Annotated in this window: 21 protein-coding genes; 11 read left to right on the top strand and 10 right to left on the bottom strand. The window is 53.9% G+C overall.

Annotated features, from left to right (window positions below):
- Positions 1-140 precede the first annotated feature (140 nt).
- Positions 141-884, top strand: coding sequence for a glycoside hydrolase family 16 protein (locus NST26_RS12250; protein ID WP_340953707.1), 744 nt, complete (start codon positions 141-143; stop codon positions 882-884).
- Between the two features lie 10 nt (positions 885-894).
- Here the strand turns inward: NST26_RS12250 and NST26_RS12255 are convergent, their stop codons facing one another.
- From NST26_RS12255 to NST26_RS12265, 3 genes are all read right to left on the bottom strand, one after another.
- Complete coding sequence (locus NST26_RS12255) at positions 895-1869, bottom strand: phosphotransferase (protein ID WP_340953704.1); 975 nt, start codon at positions 1867-1869, stop codon at positions 895-897.
- 88 nt (positions 1870-1957) lie between these two features.
- A complete protein-coding gene (locus NST26_RS12260) occupies positions 1958-2503 on the bottom strand; it encodes a MerR family transcriptional regulator (protein WP_340953702.1) in 546 nt (181 codons plus the stop codon).
- 268 nt (positions 2504-2771) lie between these two features.
- Positions 2772-5885, bottom strand: coding sequence for a glycoside hydrolase family 2 TIM barrel-domain containing protein (locus tag NST26_RS12265; protein ID WP_340953700.1), 3114 nt, complete (start codon positions 5883-5885; stop codon positions 2772-2774).
- Positions 5886-6017: 132 nt separating this feature from the next.
- On the opposite strand from NST26_RS12265, the gene NST26_RS12270 reads away from it, so the two are divergent.
- Entirely contained in the window at positions 6018-6839 is an 822-nt protein-coding gene (locus tag NST26_RS12270) for an AraC family transcriptional regulator (RefSeq protein WP_340953699.1), read from the top strand.
- A 21-nt stretch (positions 6840-6860) separates the two neighbouring features.
- Here NST26_RS12270 and NST26_RS12275 read toward each other — a convergent pair whose 3' ends face one another.
- On the bottom strand, positions 6861-8321 hold the full coding sequence (locus NST26_RS12275) for an alpha-L-fucosidase (protein ID WP_340953696.1): 1461 nt from the start codon (positions 8319-8321) through the stop codon (positions 6861-6863).
- Between the two features lie 120 nt (positions 8322-8441).
- Between NST26_RS12275 and NST26_RS12280 the strand changes: the two genes are divergently transcribed.
- The 3 genes from NST26_RS12280 (at position 8442) to NST26_RS12290 (ending at position 10785) form a co-directional block, all read left to right on the top strand.
- On the top strand, positions 8442-9275 hold the full coding sequence (locus tag NST26_RS12280; protein WP_076073962.1) for an AraC family transcriptional regulator: 834 nt from the start codon (positions 8442-8444) through the stop codon (positions 9273-9275).
- The gene (locus tag NST26_RS12285) at positions 9275-9805 is read left to right on the top strand and encodes a GNAT family N-acetyltransferase (RefSeq protein ID WP_340953695.1); all 531 of its coding nucleotides are present in this window, start codon (positions 9275-9277) and stop codon (positions 9803-9805) included. Before NST26_RS12280 ends, NST26_RS12285 begins: the two co-directional genes overlap by 1 nt.
- A gap of 74 nt (positions 9806-9879) precedes the next feature.
- Entirely contained in the window at positions 9880-10785 is a 906-nt protein-coding gene (locus tag NST26_RS12290; protein ID WP_209875639.1) for a hypothetical protein, read from the top strand.
- A 127-nt stretch (positions 10786-10912) separates the two neighbouring features.
- Here NST26_RS12290 and thiD read toward each other — a convergent pair whose 3' ends face one another.
- Positions 10913-11725, bottom strand: coding sequence for a bifunctional hydroxymethylpyrimidine kinase/phosphomethylpyrimidine kinase (gene thiD / locus NST26_RS12295; RefSeq protein WP_036729773.1), 813 nt, complete (start codon positions 11723-11725; stop codon positions 10913-10915).
- 185 nt (positions 11726-11910) lie between these two features.
- Here thiD and NST26_RS12300 point away from each other — a divergent pair, with 185 nt between their 5' ends.
- Positions 11911-13008, top strand: a complete 1098-nt coding sequence (locus NST26_RS12300; protein WP_340979228.1) for a glycosyltransferase family 2 protein — start codon at positions 11911-11913, stop codon at positions 13006-13008.
- Positions 13009-13058: 50 nt separating this feature from the next.
- On the opposite strand, the gene NST26_RS12305 is transcribed toward NST26_RS12300, so the two are convergent.
- From NST26_RS12305 to NST26_RS12315, 3 genes are all read right to left on the bottom strand, one after another.
- Positions 13059-13823, bottom strand: coding sequence for an SGNH/GDSL hydrolase family protein (locus NST26_RS12305; protein WP_340953692.1), 765 nt, complete (start codon positions 13821-13823; stop codon positions 13059-13061).
- 185 nt (positions 13824-14008) lie between these two features.
- Positions 14009-15091 carry a glycosyltransferase family 4 protein gene (locus NST26_RS12310; protein ID WP_340953689.1) on the bottom strand — a complete coding sequence of 361 codons (1083 nt, stop codon included), beginning with the start codon at positions 15089-15091 and terminating at the stop codon, positions 14009-14011.
- Positions 15092-15214: 123 nt separating this feature from the next.
- Complete coding sequence (locus NST26_RS12315; protein WP_340979229.1) at positions 15215-16057, bottom strand: sugar phosphate isomerase/epimerase family protein; 843 nt, start codon at positions 16055-16057, stop codon at positions 15215-15217.
- 97 nt (positions 16058-16154) lie between these two features.
- On the opposite strand from NST26_RS12315, the gene NST26_RS12320 reads away from it, so the two are divergent.
- Together NST26_RS12320 and NST26_RS12325 are read left to right on the top strand one after the other, a co-directional pair.
- Positions 16155-17117, top strand: a complete 963-nt coding sequence (locus NST26_RS12320) for an acetylxylan esterase (RefSeq protein WP_209875608.1) — start codon at positions 16155-16157, stop codon at positions 17115-17117.
- A 111-nt stretch (positions 17118-17228) separates the two neighbouring features.
- The gene (locus NST26_RS12325) at positions 17229-17603 is read left to right on the top strand and encodes a YkvA family protein (protein WP_051493493.1); all 375 of its coding nucleotides are present in this window, start codon (positions 17229-17231) and stop codon (positions 17601-17603) included.
- A 352-nt stretch (positions 17604-17955) separates the two neighbouring features.
- On the opposite strand, the gene NST26_RS12330 is transcribed toward NST26_RS12325, so the two are convergent.
- On the bottom strand, positions 17956-18342 hold the full coding sequence (locus NST26_RS12330) for a winged helix-turn-helix transcriptional regulator (protein WP_340953683.1): 387 nt from the start codon (positions 18340-18342) through the stop codon (positions 17956-17958).
- A 150-nt stretch (positions 18343-18492) separates the two neighbouring features.
- On the opposite strand from NST26_RS12330, the gene NST26_RS12335 reads away from it, so the two are divergent.
- The 3 genes from NST26_RS12335 (at position 18493) to NST26_RS12345 (ending at position 20520) form a co-directional block, all read left to right on the top strand.
- Positions 18493-19179: an NAD(P)H-dependent oxidoreductase gene (locus NST26_RS12335; protein ID WP_340953682.1), complete on the top strand. Its 687-nt coding sequence runs from the start codon at positions 18493-18495 to the stop codon at positions 19177-19179.
- Between the two features lie 238 nt (positions 19180-19417).
- Complete coding sequence (locus tag NST26_RS12340) at positions 19418-19834, top strand: CidA/LrgA family protein (RefSeq protein ID WP_245368333.1); 417 nt, start codon at positions 19418-19420, stop codon at positions 19832-19834.
- Positions 19831-20520 (top strand): LrgB family protein, encoded by a 690-nt coding sequence (locus tag NST26_RS12345; RefSeq protein ID WP_209875602.1) that lies wholly within the window; start codon positions 19831-19833, stop codon positions 20518-20520. Before NST26_RS12340 ends, NST26_RS12345 begins: the two co-directional genes overlap by 4 nt.
- A gap of 18 nt (positions 20521-20538) precedes the next feature.
- Here the strand turns inward: NST26_RS12345 and arfA are convergent, their stop codons facing one another.
- The gene (gene arfA, locus NST26_RS12350; protein WP_340953677.1) at positions 20539-22047 is read right to left on the bottom strand and encodes an arabinosylfuranosidase ArfA; all 1509 of its coding nucleotides are present in this window, start codon (positions 22045-22047) and stop codon (positions 20539-20541) included.
- Positions 22048-22071 lie beyond the last annotated feature (24 nt).

The raw sequence follows: 22071 nt of genomic DNA on the forward strand, positions 1-22071 counted from the left end.
CCCCTTCCTTCTTCATCGTATGAAAAAGGCTGGCGGAAAAAAAGGCCATGATTATTGGCCCTATCCCAATTTTTTGGATTCCTCCCGCTGGGGGCGGAAATTCAGTATGCTGTGATTACATGAAGGGAGTGGGCCAAACGATGAACAGACTGGTATGGGAGCAGGATTTCCAAGGGGGAACTGCTGATTTGAAGCAATGGAACATCCGCATGGGCAATGATCTGCTGGACAATGACGGGAATGCGATCTTCCCGGGCTGGGGGAATGGAGAGCAGCAATTCTATACGGGGCGGCCGGGAAATCTGTCGGTTGGCGAGGAGGGACTGCGGCTGTGTGCACGCCGTGAGGTCACAGAGCAGGAGGGGCGGAGCCACGCTTATACCTCGGCCCGGATCGATACAAGAGATCACTTCGCGTTCTGCTACGGCAGGCTGACCGTGCGCGCCAAGCTTCCGGCCGGGCAGGGAATCTGGCCTGCGATCTGGCTGCTTCCACAGGATCAGGCGTATGGACCCTGGCCGGCTTCCGGCGAGATCGATATTCTGGAGGCGAAGGGGCGTCTGCCCCGGAAGATAGCCGGAACTCTGCATTACGGTGCAGACATCGAGCGGAAGATTGTTGAAGAGTTCACTTACGAATTAGAGCGCGGAACGATTGAAGAATTCCGGGATTACACGCTGGAATGGCAGGAAGGCTCCATGAAATGGCTGGTGGACGGGCACTGCTTCGCCGAGCGGCGGCTTGAGCCGGGGATGCCGTTCGACCAGCCCTTTTATCTGCTGCTTAATCTTGCCGTTGGCGGATGGTATGACCCTGTCGCGGTAGATGAAGCTGCGCTGCCTGCGGTAATGACGGTGTCGGGCATCTGGCTGTATCAGAGCTAAGGACTATCTCTCAGATCCCGGCAAAAATATCATTCAAGCGGTCCCAGTTGGCCGCGATCCAATGATTCTCCTGACGGAAGCGGACGAGCGGAGGGAATTCATCCTGCTGAGGCACAGCAATCCATTCGGCTTCCTTCCACCAGGTTAATTTAAGCGACCGGATGAGTGTACTTGCGGGCAAGGGGGTATATTCACGGTAGCCCGTCACGAAGGCCCGTACCCGGTCCTGCCCGATTCCGTCCTCAGATAACGCGCAGGAGAGGATCGGCCGGGCTATATCGAATTCCGGGTAGACGAAATGCAGCCGGTCGAAGTCAAGGATCGCCGCCACCTGATCTGCGCTGAACAGCATATTATCCACGAACAGGTCCCGGTGCCCCCAGCCCCGTTCGCAGTCCGCGAAGATGCCAGTGTCCATCCGGTCGATGATCCTCCGCTGAAGCTCAAGCGCCGATAGAGTATCCTCGCTCTGCCGGGCGGTGGCCTGATGATAGCGTGCCTCCCAGTTTCTCACCATAGACGCCTTACTGCGGACTTCCCAGTACAGCGGCAACGAAGCAGGCTGAGCGTTAAGTAACTTGTGCATCCGGCCGACTACCCTGCCCAGCGAATACATCTGCTGCTTCGTGGCCGATCCGGGGGCAATACTGTGCCCGTCACACAGGGTCATCAGGACATAACGTTCCTGTGAAGGCGTTCTCAATACATAATTTCCCTCATGCGAAAATAGCTTCGGAACAGGAAGGCCTTCCAGGTACAGATGATCCTGATGGCTTAAGGAGACCTCCAGTCCGAGGGTGAGGGCTTCAGGGTAACGGATCTTGCTGTACTGCTTCACGAACAGACGGCCTTGATCACTGTCCAGCCTCCACTTCAGATTCAGGAAGCCCTGATCGATCTGGACCGCTTCAGTGACATGCAACCCGAATCTTTGTGTCATGGAGCCAAGGATCTCATCCCGGATTCTTGCGGCGGTGTCTGACATACAATATCTCCTCACCGGGGTAATATAGGGGCTGGGTTAGCGAAGTGTTCACACTAGTGTAATCTCTGTAATGCTGAAAGAGATAGGGTTACAGGAATGGAAAAAAAGAGCGCAATAGACCTCGCTTCCTTGGTGGAGACGTCAGCCTGCCAGCGGCAACCGGATAAAGCTCTTCACGCGGGGAGAGGGATGGACTGCCGGGCTTCTGCATCGTTTCCAGCGATGCGGATAATTCCTTAATCATTACTCGCATATCCTCAAGCTCTGCACGCTGCTGGAGCAGCTGTACCGAAACGATCTCGCTCGCTTTTTGATCCAGTGCATGTTCAATATACTCGATCCGGGACCATATTTTATTCATAGGATCACCGTCTTTATATAGGCTTGGATTCTCATGCAGCGCGCCCCTTGGCAGCTTGTCGTTCGTAAGATCCGGATCTATGCCTTCCAGTGCTTCTCCCTGATTAATACGGTCTTTAATATGATTGAGCTGGCTGATTTGCTGCTCCGAGAAGGTATAATGTCCAAGACGGTCCTTTGGAAAGAAATCGGGGAACATGGCCGCCCAGCGTTTGATCGTAGTCTGGCTAACGGACAGCAGCTCCGCAGCTTCCTTAGTTTTCAGAATTTCCATTTCAATCCCTCCAGTGTAGTAGTCTTCTATGAGTAATTCGTTATTCTTCGGCGGCTCCCTGCACAGGTGACAAAGGAAGTGCTGATTCGCCAAGCAAAGTGGTATTACGACTATTCTTGCTCTCTAGAGAGAAGTGCAATACTTACATTACGGAGGTAGAATCTATAAAAAAGAAGAAGCTTTCCATAACCCCTTTCGGGTAATTATGAAAAGCTATCTTCAGTTCATTACAGACATTGTGCTGAGCTGTCTTAAGGGAGAAGGCTAGTTATAGCAGGGAGAGCTTGAACTTGAAGGTATACGGACGGTTGGCAGGTAAAGTGAACTGTTCATGGGTTGGCGCACCCCAGCTGTCATCGCCGCCCACGCCCATTTGCTTGTAATTGACACGCAGCACGGTCTTGTCAGAAGCTGGCAGCTTGTAGCCGTGGTCGCTGGCTTCAAGCTCTGCCGGAGACCAAGGCAGCGCATTGACTTCAAGCGGTACGGCCCCTTCCACGGATAATCCGTGTCCTTCGCTTCCTGCGGTGACGGAAGCATACCGGACATCGGTCTTGTTGCCGCACTCCTGAGGGCGGAGATAATTCGTGAACTGCTCACTGACCTTGCCTGTGTAGAGTCCCAGCGGAGCTCCGGCCTTACGGTCCCAATAGTTCTCATGCGGCCCGCGGCCATACCAGAGAATCGTGTCCAGGCTGCTGTCCAGCTCGAAGACCATCCCGAATTCCGGGATCTCCGGCAGGGTGCTGCTGCCCGGGTTAAGCTCCTGTACAATCTCGACCGAACCATCCGTACGAATCTCGTAATGAACACGCAGGGTGGACTGCGGCTGCGTACCCAGCAGATAGTCAGCGGTCACGAATCCGAGGCCCCCTTCCACACGGCAGCTGAAACGGGCCAGCTGACGCTCGTAGGACGCTTCCTTCCAGATCGCACAGCGCTCAGGATGCTTGTTGCCCAGATCATTGTCGGTTACAGCTCTCCAGAAGTTAGGTCTGACCGGTGCGTGCAGAACTTCCTTCCCGGAGGACTTCAGCGAGACAAGCGCGCCGGTTGCTGTCTCGAAGGCAAGCGCGAATCCGTTGCCTTCGAAGTTCACGAAGCCATCCTGTTCCTTCACTTGCAGGGTGCCGCCCGAAAGTTCCGGGTTACGGGACGGAATATACGGGGTTAACACGAACTGTTCCCAGGCAACTTCATGCGCGGCCTCAGACCAGGCGGTTGCGCCCTCCTGAACAAACGACACCGTAAGTACAGCTTCCTTGTCAGATTCCAGCAGCGCTGAATCCAGCGGAACCGTGAAGCTGACCGCTTCGCCAGGCGCTGCGGAGAGCGGCAATTGTCCTTCCTGGGCCGCTACGCCGTCCAGAGCCAGCGTCCATCTCAGCTGATAGTCTGCCAGATCCGTGAACAGGAAGTTGTTGCGGGCCTCGAAGCTCCCGCTCTTCAGATCCAGTGCGGTGATGGTGATATTCTGATAGCATTTCTTCACCTCGTAGAGCTTAGGCGTCACGCTGCGGTCCGCGAACAGCAGCCCGTTGCCGCTGAAGTTGCCGTCATGCGGCTTCTCTCCGAAATCCCCGCCGTAAGCCAGATAAGACACGCCTTCAGGAGTGGTTGTACGGATCGCCTGATCCACCCAGTCCCAGATGAATCCGCCCTGAATGCTGTCATATTTGTCGAACAGCTCCGTGTACAGATGCAGGCCGCCGCAGGAGTTGCCCATGGCATGGCTGTATTCACATAGAATGTACGGCTTCTTCGGATTGCTGAGAGCGTACTCCACGACTTCATCCGGCTTGATGTACATCGTCGATTCAATATCGCTGGCCGCGTCCGAAGGTCTGTAATGATAAGTGCCTTCATAATGCACCGGACGGGTCGGGTCAGCTTGCTTCAAGTGGTCATACATGGCCAGGAAGTTATCGCCGCCGAAGGATTCGTTGCCAAGCGACCAGATAATGACGGACGTGTGGTTCTTGTCGCGCTGCATCATGGAGTTACAGCGGTCAATGACGTTCGCGCGCCATTCCGGGCGGCTGCCGGGAACGTTCCCCTCATGCAGCTCCTTCTGCCCGTATTGCCAGGAGCCATGTGTCTCCAGGTTCGTCTCGTCAATCACATAGAGACCATATTCATCGCACAGCTCGTACCATACCGGTTGATTCGGATAGTGGGAGGTCCGCACGGCATTGATATTGTGCAGCTTCATCAGCTTAATGTCGGTGATCATATCTTCCTTGGAGAGCGCACGGCCGGTATCGCAGGAGAATTCATGGCGGTTCGTTCCTTTGAATACAATCCGTTTGCCGTTAATCTTCATCAGGCCGTCCCGGATTTCGAAGGTCCGGAAGCCCGTCTTGCAGCTGAGCGCTTCCAGCAGCTGTCCCTGATCGTCCTTCACCGAAATCAGCAGGGTGTAGAGGTTAGGCTTCTCCGCGCTCCATTTCAGCGGGTTCTTCACGGCTGCGGACAGCTTAAGCAGCTGAGTTCCTTCTTGTTCAAAGGCAAATCCGGCTGACACCGGCGCTGCCCATACCGGCTGCTGCTTGCTGTCGTAGAGCTGTACTTCAACGGTGTGTGCCCCGATGACCCGGTTATAATAGTTCTCCAGAGTCAGGTCGACCTGCAGCTCCGCATCGGTGAAGCTCTTGTCCAGCTCGGTGCGGACGAAGAAGTCGGCTACCCGTACTGGAGGCGCAGTGTAGAGATAGACATCGCGGAAAATTCCGCTCAGACGCCAGAAGTCCTGATCTTCCAGCCAGCTTGCATCACACCAGCGGTAGACTTCAACGGCCAGCTTGTTCTCGCCGGGAAGCAGGTAGGCGGTGATATCGAATTCTGACGGTGTGAAGGTATCCTCGGAGTATCCGGCAAGTTCGCCGTTCACCCATACATAGAAGGCGGATTCCACACCCTGGAAGCTGAGGAATACCGGCTGTCCGTCCCAATCCTGCGGAACGCTGAAAGAACGGATATAGGAGCCTACCGGATTGTATACCGTCGGAGCGAAGGGAGGCTTCAGATCCGGCTCGGATACTTCCCAAGGATAGCGTACATTGGTGTATTGGGGATAATCATAGCCCTGGAACTGCCAGTGGGAAGGGACGGCGATATCTGCCCAGCCGGCAGCGTCGTATCCGGCCTTATAGAAGTCCTTGATCCGTGCATCCGGTGTCTCGGCAAATGCGAATTTCCATGTTCCGTTGAGCGTCTGGTAACGGGATGAGGACGCTTTATCCCCTTGCAGAGCGTCGGCTGCTGCCGGGAAGGACATCATGGAGGCGTGGGCATCTATACGGTTCAATTGAAAAATCTCAGGATTATTGTTCCATTCGGGATATCCGTTGGCAGGCTGCTGATATGAGAGTTTGTTGCGCAAGTTAACATCTCCTTATATTGTTATATTCATATTATAGAATGGGAAATGTTCTGGGTATATATAATGATTTTGTTTAGATATAATAGAATATGAAACTAAGTGATGCCAGATTGCATCTAGAGGGAGGCTGCTATGGACAGTACGATGATCTTTTGCGAAATGGAAGATATGCTTCTGCTGCCCCTGTATCCCATGACCATCGGGTATTGGGAGCATCAGGGGGAGATGTCCCGGCCTGCGGGCTTCCCGGATTATCAGCTGCACCAGGTCCTCGGCGGCAAGGGTGAAGTGAATATCAAGGGGAAATCCTATATTGCCGAGGCGGGCGATATCTTCTGTCTCTACCCGGATGTGCCCCACTCTTATACGCCGCTTACCCGCGAATGGGAGCTGGCCTGGATCTCCTTCAATGGAAGAGAAGCAGCCCAGATGCTGCTCTACGCCGGAATACGGGAGTCCGGGGTGGGACGCCTCAGAGCAGAATCCATCCTTGCTCCGCTTGAGGAGATGCTTACGCTCTCCTGCGGCAATGAGCTTCAGGACAACATGGAGCGTTCCAAGCTGCTGTACGCGCTGCTGCTCGATCTGAAGCGCAGCCTGCTTCCGGCCTCGAATGAGGACAATGAGCTTGCGCGGATGAAGCCGGTCCTGCAATATATTGAGCTTCACCTGCACCGCCCGCTGCTGCTGAAGGAGCTGGCCGAAGTGGCGTCAGTCTCGCCGCAGTATCTGTGCCGGCTGTTCCAGCGGACGGTCCGTGAACGGCCGGTGGCCTATATTAACAAGCAGCGGATCAACCGGAGCAAGCAGCTGATGTTCAGCAGCCGGGGCCAGCGGATCTATGAAATCGCCCAGCGGGCAGGCTTCGAGAATGTCAGCTATTTCTGCGCCGTCTTCAAACGGATTACCGGCATGCAGCCGGAAGAGTGGAGAGGACTGCACGGATTGGACTAGAGTAGCGGCTTCAGAGATAGCTCACGCCAGTTCCAGCTTGAACACAACCGGCAAGGCGCTTGTGACCGCAGTGGTGCGGATCGTTAAGGCCTCAGTATCCCGTTCCCAGGCCGGCTGCTCGCTGAATCCGAGGACTGTAATGTCCCTCAGGATTCCCTCGAAGCAGGGGGATTTCTCTCTAAGCGACTGGATGCGCACGATACCATCTTCCGGGTACACCAGGACGGTTGCATACAGGCAGCTACCCTTCACGGTGAAGCGAATGTCTTCCGGTGTGAACGTTTTGGCCTGGCCATCAGTAAATTGTCCTTCTTCAATACGTGTCGGCCCTTCACCAAATATGCGCCAGAAGGAGGTATCATAGATCGCTTCTCCGTTTGTTCCCAGCCAGCTGCCGATGGCCGTCAGAATCGCCTGATCCTCCTCTGCGAAGCTGCCATCGGCCTTGGGCCCCACGTTCAGGAGCAGATTGCCGTTCTTGCTGACGATATCAACCAGGTCGCGGATGATTTCTGCGGCGGATTTGTAATCGTTATTCTCCGTATAACACCAGGAATTACGCGCTGCCGCCGTATCTGTCTGCCAGAAGAAGGGCTTCAGCTCGGCGAATTGCCCGCGCTCGACATCGGGGACCGCACTGCCGAACATGAAGGCATCATGCTTATAATTAATAGCTGCCGGCATTCCGCGCTCTGCCGCGCGATTGTAGTAGTAGGCCGCGAACTTTTGCAGATAGGGCCGGAAGGCCGCATTCTCAATCCACCAGTCGAAGTAAAAAATTTTGGGCTGGTACTGATCGACCAGCTCGCAGCAGCGGATCAGCCAGTCCTCCAGATACTCCCTGGATGGGGGAGAGCCGTACGGATCATGATGATCCGGTTCCGGCATAGCCGGCCAGTAGAAGTCGCCGCGGACAAGCGGCTCGCGGATATCGGAGTCGAACGCCTTGCCGTGGGACATGAAGAACCAGTGCTCCGCACGGTGGGAGGAGACGCCCAGCTCCAGCCCCTGCTCTGCGAAGGCCGCCTTCAGCTCGCCGAGAATATCCCGCCCGGGACCCATGTCATAAGTGTTATAATGAGAGACAGCGCTTTTATACATCTGGAAGCCGTCATGGTGTTCCGCCACGGGAATGACATATCTGGCGCCGGAGGCCTTGAATAGTGCAGCCCACCCGCCCGGATCGAACTGCTTCGCTGTGAACAGGGGAATGAAGTCCTTGTACCCGAACTCCTTGTGGTTCCCGTAGACTGCCAGATGATGCTCATATTCCTTCGTGCCCTGAATGTACATATTGCGTGAATACCATTCATTGCTGAAGGCCGGAACCGAATACAGCCCCCAGTGAATGAAGATCCCGAATTTGGCCTGGCGGTACCACTGCGGCACCTCATAAGCGCTTAGCGACTCCCAATTCGCCTTGTAAGGGCCGTTCTTAATCGTCTCGTCAATAACCTGCAGATAATCAGTTGTGTTCATCATGCGCCAGTCATCTCCCTTTGTATGAGGTAATGCCTTCATTGTACCGGGCGGCAGGACAGGTAAGAATGTACGGTACTAACTTTTTGATGTACAAAAATAACCTTTAAGGCGGTCTGTCCCATGGACTCCCACACTCTGCTTACCAGCTACCTGGCCAATCTCAAGGTTGACCTGATCGTAGCAGACTATAACGAATGCTCTACGGACTGGAGGGATCTGGACTATACTCCGGATTACAGCAAGTTTTATTACATAATCGGGGGAGAAGGCTGGCTGAAGATCGGGGATAAGGAGTATTATCCGAAGCCGGGTGAGCTGATTCTGATGCCGGAGGGTGTGAGGCAATCCTATGCCTGCATCAGCGAACGTCCTTTTCTCAAATACTGGTGTCATTTCAGTGCCAAGGTCGGGGAGATGAACCTGTTCCGTGTGCTTGAGCTGAGTCATGTCTGTATTCCTGAGAATCCCGCTGCGGTTGAGGCGGCGTTCAAGGGGATCACCGATAGTGCCAGATCTGACGCGGTCTACGCCCCGCTGCTGGCGAGAAGCAAGCTGCTTGAGCTGATGTCTTATTACATGATGAATCTCAAGCTGGATGAGCTGTCTTATAAGAATCTCGGGGCGGCCCGGAAGCTGACGGCTGTCCTGGATTATATCGCGGAGAATATCGAGCAGAATATGACCATTCATGATCTTGCCGAGATTGCATACATGCACCCGAACTACTTCATGCGCCTGTTCAAGCAGCAGATCGGCGTGCCCCCCATCCAGTACATTACCCGGCAAAAGATTGAAAAGGCCAAAGAGCTGCTGACCACCACCTCCGGTTCGGTCAGTGCGATTGCGGACCAGCTCGGCTTCGGCGATCTGTTCTATTTCTCCAAGCAGTTCAAGAAGCATGCCGGGCTTACGCCCACCGAATTCAGGAAACACAAGAGCGGAGGGATGATATAGTGATTCTGGAACAGAGCAGAGGTTATCAGATCCGGTTAATGGATGAGCAGGCGGCCAGGGAGATTGTTATTTGGAGATACGAGACGCCATATGCCCTGTACAATATGCTGGATGCGGCTGATGACGCAGAGGATATCGAGGAGCTGCTGGACGGCTCTTATTTCAGTGTAGCTGCGGCGGACGGAGCGTTGATCGGGTTCTTCTGTTACGGACAGAACGCGCAGGTGGGGGAAGGGATAGAGAGCGGACTCTACCTGGATGGAACTTCCCTCGATATCGGCTTGGGGCTAAGACCGGATCTGACCGGGCAGGGCCGTGGACTGGCCTTCCTGCAAGCGGGGATGAAGTTTGCAGAGCAGACGTATGACGCGAAGAGATTCAGATTGTCGGTGGCTGCCTTCAACCTGAGGGCAGTTAGCGTGTATAAGAAGGCAGGCTTCGTCCTCCGGCATAGCTTCGTACATCAGCACGGGGACAGCGAAATGGAGTTCCTGCTGATGGAGACCCGGGACATTGCTGCCCGCCTATAGCGCGAGTGGAGAATTCAGGGTGAAGTCTGTTAATATAGAACTACGGCATCATCCATATCAAAGGAGAATTCAATGTGAACGAGAACCTGAAGCAAGCGTATGTACAGTTAGGATTACCTGAAACCGTAACCAGAGAGGAACTGAACAAGCGGTTCGATCTGCTCCTGAAGCGAAGACGTGCCCTGACCACAGAGGAGGAGATAGCAGCCTACGAAGCGGATTTCCGGGCGTACAAGCTGATTCTTGATACCTGGGATGAGCAGGAGATCCAGAAGGCTGAAGATGAGCGGCTTGCCAAGTATGGACGCTTCTCCGGTACGGCAAGCAAGTGGGAGACCTTCATGCGGCTATACCGGACACATGTGATCCTCGGCATTATCGGGCTGCTGGTAGTGATTTTTGGCGGGAAGGCCCTCTATGACAATTATCAGCATAGACAATATCTAGCTTCTCTGCCGCCAGTAGATGCTAAGATTATGTTCATCGGCAGCTTCGGAGTCACGGATACCAGCGGCAAGACCGAGGAGCTGGAGAAGGCGATCATCGCGGCTTATCCGGAATGGAAACGGGTGGAGACGGTGATGACTTATCTGCCCAGAACGGGCGAAGGCTCTGACTCACTGGATATGAATTATATGCAAAAGGCAGTTGTGGAGCTGGCGGCGAACCGGCCGGATATCCTCATTCTGGATGAGGCCACCGTCAAGTGGATCGGCGGACAGACCGGATTCCAGAATCTGGAGCCGATCACAGCGGACGGGAAGCTTGCCGCTGACGATACCCGCATGCAGTGGGGAGTCAACGAGGACACGGGCAAGAATGAGCTGTATGGTGTAGATATTCTGAAATCTCCGTTCATCTCAGAGCTGCCTATCAATTATAATGCGAAATCCATCATTATCGGTGTCCTGAATGACAAGGACAAGGATAAGATGCTGGCGTTCGTGAAGCATATTGCGGAGGAGCCGCCCGTTAAGTAAGCAGGAATTGGATCTAAATTCCTTTTGAAAAAACAACAAAAACCTCTCTTCTATGGCTGGTTACACCGCCATCATGAAGAGAGGTTTTTGTCTGCTGGTTGTTAGCTTGCTTGATTACCCGTTCGCCTTACTGCTCTAGACGGTAGCCCCCATGGAATACAGGACCGACATACTCATTGAACGCATAGCCATTGCGGATGGCGGCGGATACGAAATCCTTCGCCTTCACCACAGCATCCTTCACCGACAAGCCGTTAGCCAGTCCGCCGGTAATCGCTGCGGCGAAGGTGCATCCCGCTCCATGGTTATGGGCAGGCTCGATCTTCGCAGTCTCCAGGACGAGGTATTCGCTGCCGTCGAAGAAGATATCAATCGCCTTGTCGCCGCCCAGCGCCTTGCCGCCCTTGACGACAACATTCTGGGTGCCGAGCTGATGGATCAGGCGGGCAGCTTCCTTCATCTGATCAAGCGTAGTCAGCTTGCCGAGACCCGAGAGCACTCCGGCTTCGAACAGATTCGGAGTAGCCACCGTAGCCAGCGGCAGCAGCAGATCGCGGATGGCATCTGCACTCTCCGGGTTCAGTACTTCATCCTCGCCTTTGCATACCATAACCGGATCGATCACGACATTGGTCTGCTTGTTGCTCTTCAGGGCCTGTTCAGTAACCTTAACAATGTCCACACTGCCGAGCATACCGGTCTTCATGGCATCCACAGGACCGCCGGCGAAGATCGTCTTAAGCTGTTCGGCAACGATGGCAGCATCGACAGGGTATACATTATGATGCCAGCCCCGGTCAGGGTCCATCGTTACAATGGTAGTCAAGGCACTAAGGCCGTAAGTACCGTATTCCTCAAAGGTTTTGAGGTCTGCCTGAATGCCTGCGCCTCCGCTGGAGTCACTGCCGGCAATGGTTAATGTCTTAATGATTTTTGACAAAGGTAACGTCCCCTTCTTGTATATGAATAGTATGCTGCTTATTATAACAAAAATCATCGGCTTAGTCCGCAAAAAAAGTATAAGCTCCAAAAACGCCCCGCAGCCCTTGGGTGAGAGCAAGGGTTCCCGCTCTGCTGTACTGCATATCATGATAGTCTAGTGGATTATGTATTCAGGAGGCTGCCATGATTGAGATCAGTTTATGTATGATTGTCCGCAATGAGGAGAAGAGCCTGTCCCGTTGCCTGGCTTCTGTGGAAGGGCTGATCGATGAGATCATTATTGTGGATACGGGATCGGCAGACCGCACCAAGGACATTGCCGCTGCCTTTGGAGCCGCAATTTATGATTTTACCTGGATTGACGATTTCTCTGCTGCCCGTAATTTCGCCTTCAGTAAGGCGACCCGGGACTATATCTTCTGGCTGGATGCGGACGACTATCTGAAAGAAGAGGATCAGGTACTGTTCAAGGAGCTGAAGTCTTCGCTGCCGGGACAGGTGGACAGTGTGAATATGCAGTACAATCTTGCTTTTGACGGGGAGGGAAGGGTGACGGCCTCCTTGCGGCGCAACCGGCTGGTCCGCCGGGCTTGCGGGTTCAAGTGGATCGGTCCGGTGCATGAATATCTGGAGGTGTACGGCCCGGCGCTGGCAAGTGCCGTATGTGTTACCCATGAGAAGGATAAGGCGTACACGGACCGTAATCTGCGGATCTACCGCAGACGGGAAGCGGAAGGCGAGAGCTTCTCTGCGCGCGATCAATATTATTACGCCAATGAGCTGCGCGACCATGGAATTCACCGGGAGGCCTGCCGGTATTACGAGCTGTTCCTCAGCGGCGGGCAGGGCTGGATTGAAGATAATATTCAGGCCTGCCTGCGGCTGGCCGAATGCCTGGAAGCGCTGGGGGACAAGGAAGCGGCCTTCACTGCGGTCACCCGCACGCTGCAATATGATGCCCCGCGTGCTGAAGGCTGCTGCCGGCTGGGGGCCTGGCATCTGGAGAAGGGGCAGCTTCATCCGGCCATCTACTGGTTTGAGCTTGCTATTCAGCTGCCCGGACAGGCGGAGTCCATGGGGATGAAGAATGAGGCCTTCGCCACCTGGATTCCGAATCTGCAGCTTGCACTCTGCTATGACCGGCTGGGCCAGCATGAGCGGGCCAACCGCTATAATGAGACTGCGCTGCTTCATTCCCCCAGCCATCCCAGCATGCTGTATAACCGGAATTACTTCCAGAAGCTACTGGGCGACAAGTATGTCTCCTTGCAGCAGCCTTGAACACAGAACAAGCGCTCCCCTGCCGAGGCTGGGGGAGCGCTTGTTATTGTCTACGGATGTCCAGGCATTGCCGCAGGCTCCAGCAGCAGCTGGGGTTCACTCATGCGGATGAATTCCAGCACCTTGTCGTAGATAATCCGGTGGCCCTCCCGGTTGGGGTGGATGCCGTCCCGGCAGATGAACTTGGTGTAATCCGGCTGCTGCAGGAAGGCGCCCCGGACATCGATAATCTTGGTCCTGGTGCTCTCGGCGACCTTGAGGATAGCGGAGTTATAACGCTCCTGCCACCAGTAGATTTTGGTGACGCTGCCGAGGAACTTCATAATGTTCACTTCGGAATCGGGATTGTTGCCGCTGACCCACTTGAAGTAGTTGTCCGCATTCAGCGGAGGCAGACTCATCAGAATTGGCGTGATCCCCTGGTTCTTCAGGAAATGAATCATATCAGCCAACATCCGCTCGAAGGCCGGAAAATCCGTCTTAGGACTATGCTCTGCCTCGGGATTGCTCGCAATCTCACTCCAGTGGTAGTCACAGTCATTGCCGCCGTATTCAATCAGCACCACATCCGGCTTCTCCTGCAGGACATCCCGCTTCAGATTACCGAAGCCCTTCATCAGCGTATTGCCGAATCTGGCAGTATTGCGCATAGCTCCCTTGAGCTTGCCCTGAAGCATGGATACATAATTATCCTCCAGAATGACATATTTGCTTCGGGTCTCGTCATACACAACGCCCTTGGAGATAGAATCCCCGCTGACCATATATTTGAACTGAGACCCCATGGACTCTTGCTGCTCCTCATTCCTGTTCATGCTCCCGCCTCCGATAACCCTAGTATATATACAATCAGTGTAAACCATACGTGCAGCCGTGCCTATGTATAGATGTCATGGGTTCTTAGTCTTGCCGGCAGTATTCTGGCGGATCAGTGGAAAATACAGAAAAGGTTCAACCCCATCCTCATAAGTTGGACCTTTTTCTGCATTCTCCGGAGCCTCTACCCATTCTCTGCAAAAGGTCGGCTGGAGCGCGATTTTCCCGCACCGTTCCCTTTTAAAAAGGCAGCGGCTGTCCGTTCCATGATTTTGACACTGTTCTCCCAGGTCCATGATCTTGAATCGGTCTCCCCGCGCGCGGCGATCCGGCTCCGGAGTGCGGGATCTTGAATGAGCCGCATCACATCCGCCGCAAGCCGGTTCTCATACCGGTAGGACAACAAGGAGTTCTCCTCATGGCGGGCATACTCCAGATTTCCTCCCGCATAGACAGAGACCAACGCCGCCCCGCAGCGCATCGCCTCCAGCCCGGGCAACGAGCCGGTGTCGAAAATGCTCGAGCTGACAAAAATATCAGCACCGTTATAGTGATAGCATAGCTCCTCGTCATTGAGCGGCGTGAAGAAGCGGTATTTGCCGCTGTTCATCATCCTTTTTAGTGAATCGGAGGTGAAGCATTCATCCGGCGGACTGATGAAATTGATATTGACCCACGGGAAGTTCTGCTTCACGATATCCAGCTGATTCACCAGGTAATCCTGCTCGCGATGCCAGGAGAAGCCGTGCTCCACCTTCCGTAGGATCGCTGTAATGTTCAGCGGCTCCTGAAGCTCCTTGCGGATATTCATATTCCGGAATGAAGAGCTGATCCCTACCGGCACAATGCTTCCGCTGATTCCGTGCCCCAGCTTAATCAACTCCTGCTGCCATCTGGAGAGGACGATCAGCTTATCAGTAATATGATAGGAGGGGAAGGATACCTCGTTCTGCGGCAGAAACAGCGGTTCATAGCATAAGGAGAGGCGGATATGCATACCTTTGCCGTTCAGGCTGGCTGCCTGTGAGACCGGAACCGTAGTGTAGAAATTGGAGACGATGATATCACTGACGGGGAAATCGGATTCGCGGAGCAGCGGGTAGTCGGTAATCAGCAGAGTGGAACGGACGTCATAGGAAACATCCCCTCCCAGCGGCATGACAATCACAACCTGGTGGCCCCGGGCAGTAAGACCGTTCGTAAGCTCCACGAGCATGCGTTGTGCCCCGCCATGGCTTAAGGTAAGAATGGGGAAAGTGAACCGCATCTGTGATCCCTTCCTTTCTGCACCATCGCCCTGCAAAAATGCGATAGGTATACTATTTTATTCAGTGAAAAGCGAAAAGTACCGCTAAGCGGTACTTTTGGAGGAAATGGGGTTATGGCCGGATTATAACGATTTGCGCAGATTAAGCAGCAGATTCACAGTGTCCCGGATCTTCAGGCTGGTGACATCCTCCAGCGAGACATCGATCATCGGCTTATGCGCCTCAAGCTTGTTCAGGAACTCAGCGGTGTGGAACAGTCCGGCTCCGGGAGCGCCGTGACGAATGCGTCCACCGTCCTCATAGATTCCTTTGAGATGGGCGAGGATGATCCGGTCGCCGAACAGGCTGAAGGATTGATCGACGATCTCATCCTGGAGATGAACCTCTTCACCGATCAGGTTGCATGGGTCGAATACGACTCCGATGGAGCTTGAAGGCACTTCGTCGAGGATATGCCGCATTTTGGCCGGAGAGGACAGGGTATGAGTGCTTACGCCCTCGAGACCTAGGAATACGCCCCATTTCTCCGCCTCCTCTGCCAGCTCCTCGATGGTTGCCTTAAGGGCATCCCAGCCGATCTCCTCATAGCGGTAAGGGTCGATTTCCTGGAAGGTCGTAAATGCCCCCGTCTCCGTAGCGACCATAGGTGCGCCGAACTGGCGGGCGTAGCGCAAATGCTCCTTGAAGCGGTCAATCTCCGACCGGCGGACCGCAGGATCGGGGTGAATCGGATTAATGTAGCAGCCAAGCACACCGATGCGGATGCCGGCCCTGTCGAATTGCTCGCCAATGTATGAGGCCAGTCCAGGACTAAGCTTGCCGGGGGAGAGGTCAATGTCCTGTATGGCTTTGGATAAGGCGAGCTGTACGAAGTCAATATTGTAGGTCTGAAGAGCGGCGGTCAATTCCTTAAGCGGCAGGCAGCCGGCAGTGTGTGCCAACGTTCCGTAACGAATAATAAACAACTCCTTTGGAATTCTATGAATTTATATCTATAATATTAATGACGCTTACATAGACATGCAAGGTTTTAAGAATGCATGCAACACAGGAGGAATTGAGATGAATGCAATAGAGATGCGTAAGCAAGAGCTGGAGAACTGCCGTCCAGAGCCTACACTGGACCGGGAGACGATTGATGAATTCTGGAATGATCTGCTCGCGGAAGATGAAGAGCAGCCGCTGGATGTGAGCATCACCCCTGAAGATACCCCCTATCCGGGCATGAAGGTGAGCAAGGTCAGCTATATGAGCTATGGGGAGACTACGATCAATGCCTGGTATATCCAGCCTGCCGGTGATACGGACGGCATGGGAGACCGGCCGTGTGTTGTGACCTTTCCAGGTTACACCGGTGACCGGGGATATCCCGAGCGTTACGCAGATTTCTTGCTGCTTGGATACACAGTACTGGCCGTAGATGTTCGTGGTCAGCTTGGAGAGACCGGCAATCTGCTGCCGCAAGAGCACGGGATTGTCAGAGGCTGGATTACCCAGGGGCTGCTGGAGAAGGAGCAGTCCTACTATCTGGCGTTAGCCATAGATACCGTACGGGCTATAGAGACGGCAGCACAGCTGCCGGGGGTTGATCCGGCACGTATTGCGATTACAGGAGCCAGCCAGGGCGGAGGGATCGCTCTGTTGGCGGGAGCGCTCAGCCGCCGCGTGGCTGCGGTAGCCGCAGATATTCCTAATCTGTGCCGGCTGGATTTCGGGGTGCTGAATTCCACCAGTTCACTTACTGAGATCGCGGAATACCTGAAGCGCTATCCGGAGCATCTGGAGCGTGTGTTTGAGAATCTGGCCTTTTTCGATATCGTCAATCTGGCTCACCGCTTCACCGTCCCTGTTCAGATGTCCGTAGGCTGGAAGGATACGGTATGTATGCCGGAGACGATCTATGCCGCGTATAACCGGATAGAATCACCTAAGGAGATTATGGATTATCCGTTCTCCGGGCATGAGGTGAGCGAATTCCAGCGCAGACAGACGGCGTTGTTCTTCCAGGAGCATCTGGGCTCCTAAGTGAAGCATTATAAGCCACAGTGATTAGCCGCAAGGGAATGGTGTGAAGATATAGTAAGGGTTGGCGCGAGGCCATATATAGGCAGTCTAATCACCGGGAGGGAACTACGGATGGACAATCAGACAGGTAAGCTGCCGGCAGGAGTATTGGTGGAGAGCTTTGAGTATGACAAGAAGAATGAGGAGCTTGTGAAGAAGAGCTTCTGGAGCAAAACCAGGAAAGCCGCCGGTAAAATCCCCTTCACCAGAGAAGCGATAGCCATGTATTACTGTGCTATGGATGCCAAAACACCGCTATGGGCGAAAGGGATTGCTTTTGGAGCGCTGGCGTATTTCATTTCCCCGATCGATGCTATTCCCGATGCGCTGATCGGCCTGGGCTTCACAGACGATGCTGCCGTCATGGCGGCGGGCATCCGGGCTATTGCCGGACAGGTCAAGGAGGAGCATAAGCAGAAGGCGGAGGAGTTTTTCGAAGATTCATAATAGGCTGGAAGATAGCCTCTTTTTTTGAGCAGGATCAACGTGAGTACTTGGGTGGACGCTGCGTGAACGAACCGTTGTTCCAATCGCTGTGGTCTCCAGATTTTTTTCATTCCCCTTAGCGGTGAAAATCCGGAGACCAAGGCGACCGCTATCGCTTTTACACAATCGTTTCGTCCTCTCCGCTGTTTAAGTGGGATACGAAAATACATTTTTTAAACAAAAACAGAAAGCAGCGGTTCTCCAATATGAGAGAATCGCTGCTTTTTTAACATTTGAATCCTTTGAAACATCTGAGATCTGACTCGTCTATAGAATATCTACTTTGAGACAGTCCCTATTCTGCTATGCCCCGTTACACTCCGGTGTCTATAGTTGGACGCTCTGAAGTCTGCTGCTTCGCCTGGTACTCCAGACCCCAATCTCTCATCAGCTTGATGATCGGAATCAGAGACCGGCCGAAATCAGTCAAGGAGTACTCGACCTTGGGCGGCACCTGATGATAGACCTCACGGTGTACGACGCCATCCTCCTCCAGCTCGCGGAGCTGCAGGGTCAGCATGCGCTGGGTGATGCCGGGGCAGATGCGGCGGAATTCGTTGAACCGGACTGTGGAATCCATCATATGGTACAGCAGCACACCCTTCCATTTACCGCCGATAACATCGAGGGTGAATTCTACAGGACAAGCAAAGGCATTGCTATCAGGGCAAGTGCCGAAACCGCCTTTACGGTTGCGCATCACTGAACACGCTCCTTAGTATCATTTTGTATACTACATCACAAAAATGTGCGTACTTCTAAATGTGTTGTATATCCATTACTATAGGCATGGGAACAGGAAAACGTCAATTCCTTATCATGAACGGTACACAGAAAGGGAGTATGGAGGATGGAGAACACAAGCACAGCAACTCAAATGACGAAAGAGCAGATTTTGGCAGCCTATGAGTACAGACATGCGACCAAGGAATTCGACAGCAGCAGAAAGATCAGCGGGGGGGATTTCGGCTTCATTCTGGAGACGGGACGTCTGTCGCCGAGTTCGTTCGGCTTCGAGCCCTGGAAGTTTGTAGTTGTCCAGAACCCGGAGCTCCGGCAGAAGCTGCTGCCATACGCCTGGGGCGCGCAGAAGCAGCTTCCGACTGCAAGCCATTTCGTGCTTATTCTGGCCAGACAGCCGCGTGATCTGGCAGCTGACTCAGAATATATTCAGAGTATGATGTCGGAGGTACAGAAGCTGCCGGTTGAGATTGCAGAGGGCAAGCAGCGGGTCTACGGCGCATTCCTGAAAAACGATTTCGGCCTGGCTGGCAATGAGCGGGCGATCTTCGAGTGGGGCGCGCGTCAGACCTATCTGCCCCTTGGCAATATGATGACCGCAGCTGCGCTGATCGGCATCGATTCCTGTCCGATTGAAGGCTTCGATAAGCAGAAAATGGAGCAGCTTCTGGCCGACGAGGGGATTATGGACCCTGAACATTTCGGGCTGGCCTGCATGGTAGCCTTCGGCTACCGGAGCGATGAGCCGCGTGTGAAGACCCGGCAGAACGCTTCGCAGGTGGTAGAGTGGGTCTAAGGGCGATAAGGCCTGCGAGCCGGAGGCTGTTATGAGGATCACAAAGAAACGGATGCTGCCCTGAGGGGTTGCATCCGTTTCTTTTTTTTGAAATATTAGATCAATAATGAAAGTACATAGAAGAGTCGAAAACTTATTGAAAATTTGCTGAAAACTCTGCTACTCTTAGGAAGTCAGCCTGCTGCCGGTAAGCGGCTGCTTATGATCGTCATTTCAAGATTGAAGGGATTCCTGCATTATGAAAATCATCCGCATTATCGCCGAGGTCTGCTTGCTGTATGTGTTCTTCCTGGCCGGAGGCTATCTGCAAGAGCTGCTGCATTTGCCGATTCCAGGCAGTATCGTGGGACTGTTGCTGCTCTTCGTGCTGCTTTTGCTAAAGATTGTGCCCGTGAAGCTGATCGAGAACGGCTCGTCCTTTATACTGGCGTATCTGCCCATGTTCTTCATCCCGGCCACCGCAGGCATCATGAACCATCTGGATATCTTTAGCGGAAGAGGCTTGCTCCTGATCGGCATTCTCGTCATCAGCAGTGTGCTGACCATGGTTGTTACAGCACATTCCAGCCAGTGGATTGCCGCCCGCAGCGTCAAACGCTTAACACGCCGGACGTACCGTGCCCGTAATGTCCAAGGGAAGGGGAAGGAAGCATGAGAATTCTGCTGGCTGCCAGCTTCGTGCTGATGAACGTCGTGATCTATCTGGTCATGTCCATACTGTACAGACGTTACCGTCTTCCTGTCCTCCTGCCCGCGCTCACCGCAACGTTCACGGTTGTTGTGCTGCTCATGGGCTTCCATATCTCTTATGAGACTTATATGATCGGCGGCGACTGGATTAACCGCCTGCTGGGACCAGCGGTAGTATCGCTGGCTTATCCCTTATACAAACAGCGGCATGTACTGTGGAAGAATCTCCCCGCCATTCTCGGCGGAACGGTCACCGGACTTATGGTCGGAATGTTCAGCGGGCTGCTGATGGCAGCCGGACTCGGCTTCTCCAAGCTGTATGTGCTGTCCATTCTGCCCAAGTCGATTACCACCGCTGTAGCGATCCAGATCTCCAGCAATCTCGGCGGAGATTCATCGCTGACCTCCGTGTTCGTGATGGTTGCCGGCTTCACGGGAGCAATCGGCGGCCCCTATATAATTAAGCTGTTCAGAATCCGCAGCGAGTCGGGGATCGGCATTGGCCTGGGCACAGCTTCCCATGCCCTCGGCACAGCCAAGGCACTGGAATACGGCGAAGAGTCGGTGTCCATGAGCTCTGTAGCCATGACTGTGTGCGCGATTGTCGGCTCCATCGCCGGACCGCTAGTCGCCTGGATCATGTACCATTAAGCTTGCAGCATTCAGTAATCAGCCGTTCACACGCAGCCGGATTACGTTCCAGGAAGCAGCCGGAAGCATTGCGCTCACCCGGGCGCCGTCTGCGGCTGCTGTTCCCCGGTTGTGCGGAAGTACATTCGACGGGTTGGAGCGGGTATTGGCCGCCTGAAGATCCTCATGCTCAAGAACCGTGTGCTGAATAACCTCTACAGCGCCGAAGCTCCGCAGATCAACCGCCAGCTCCATGCCTTCGCTCAGATGGCGGTTCACTGCAAACACAGTAACCTCGTTCAGCTCCTCATTATATACACTGACCGCTTCCAGATATGGAACGTCGGTGAAATCCTTGGAATCATATTTGGAACTTGTAATCAGCGGGTGCAGCACCGTTCCCCGGCCGTAGATGGAGGCATGCATGTAAGGATAATAAGTGGTCTGCAGCCAGAGCGGTCCGCCATCCTCCGTCATAATCGGTGCAATGACATTAATGAGCTGGGCGATACAGGCCATCTTGACCCGGTCTGCATGCTTAAGCAGGCTGATCAGGCAGCAGCCCACTACCAGCGCATCCTCCAGGGTATAGACATCCTCGAATTCAGGCGGTGCAATCTGCCAGTGCTGCTCAGCACGGCTTGAGCCCTGCGACTTCCACACATTCCATTCATCGAGGGAGAGGTAAATCTTTTTCTTGCTTTTCTTCTTAGCCTTGATATAATCACATACTGCTGCTACGCTGTCGATGAACTGATCCATATCGAGTGATTGGGCCAGGAAGTTCGCTGTATCTCCATCATTGTTATTGTAGTAAGTGTGCAGCGACAGGAAATCGACATTATCATAGGTGAGATCCAGAACTGTAGCTTCCCATTCGGCAAAAGTGCTCATGTTGCTGCCCGAGCTGCCGCAGGCGACAAGCTCCAGAGAAGGATCCACCCAGCGCATCGCTTTGGCGGTCTCATTGGCGAGTCTTCCGTATTCGACTGCAGTCTTGGCTCCGATCTGCCATGGACCGTCCATTTCATTGCCCAGACACCAGGTGCGGAATTTGTGCGGATCCTTGTAGCCATGGGAGATCCGCAGGTCACTCCAGTAAGAGCCGGAGGGATGGTTGCAGTACTCGACCAGATTCCTTGCAGCGTCGATTCCGCGTGTGCCCAGGTTCACTGCCATCATCACTTCAGAACCGGCCAGCTTGGCCCAATCGGCGAATTCATTCGTGCCTACCTGGTTAGTCTCTGTAACCCACCAGGCAAGTTCAAGAGAGCGCTTCCGTTCCGCCTTGGGTCCAACGCCGTCTTCCCAGTTATAACCGGATACGAAGTTGCCTCCCGGATAACGGATGATCGGTACGCGTAGTGCCTTGATAGCCTGGAGGGCATCGCCGCGGAACCCGTTATCGTCAGCGGTAGGATGTCCCGGCTCATAGATTCCGCCATAGACGGCCCGGCCCAGATGTTCAATGAAGGAACCGTACAGCCTTGGATCTACCTCGGCCAGTTTGAAGTCTTTGTCGACAATCATCTTGGATTGAATGCTCATAGTTAGAAGCTCCTTTGTATTAGA

It is taken from the genome of Paenibacillus sp. FSL R7-0128 (assembly GCF_038002245.1).
GTDB lineage: Bacteria > Bacillota > Bacilli > Paenibacillales > Paenibacillaceae > Paenibacillus_AQ > Paenibacillus_AQ silagei.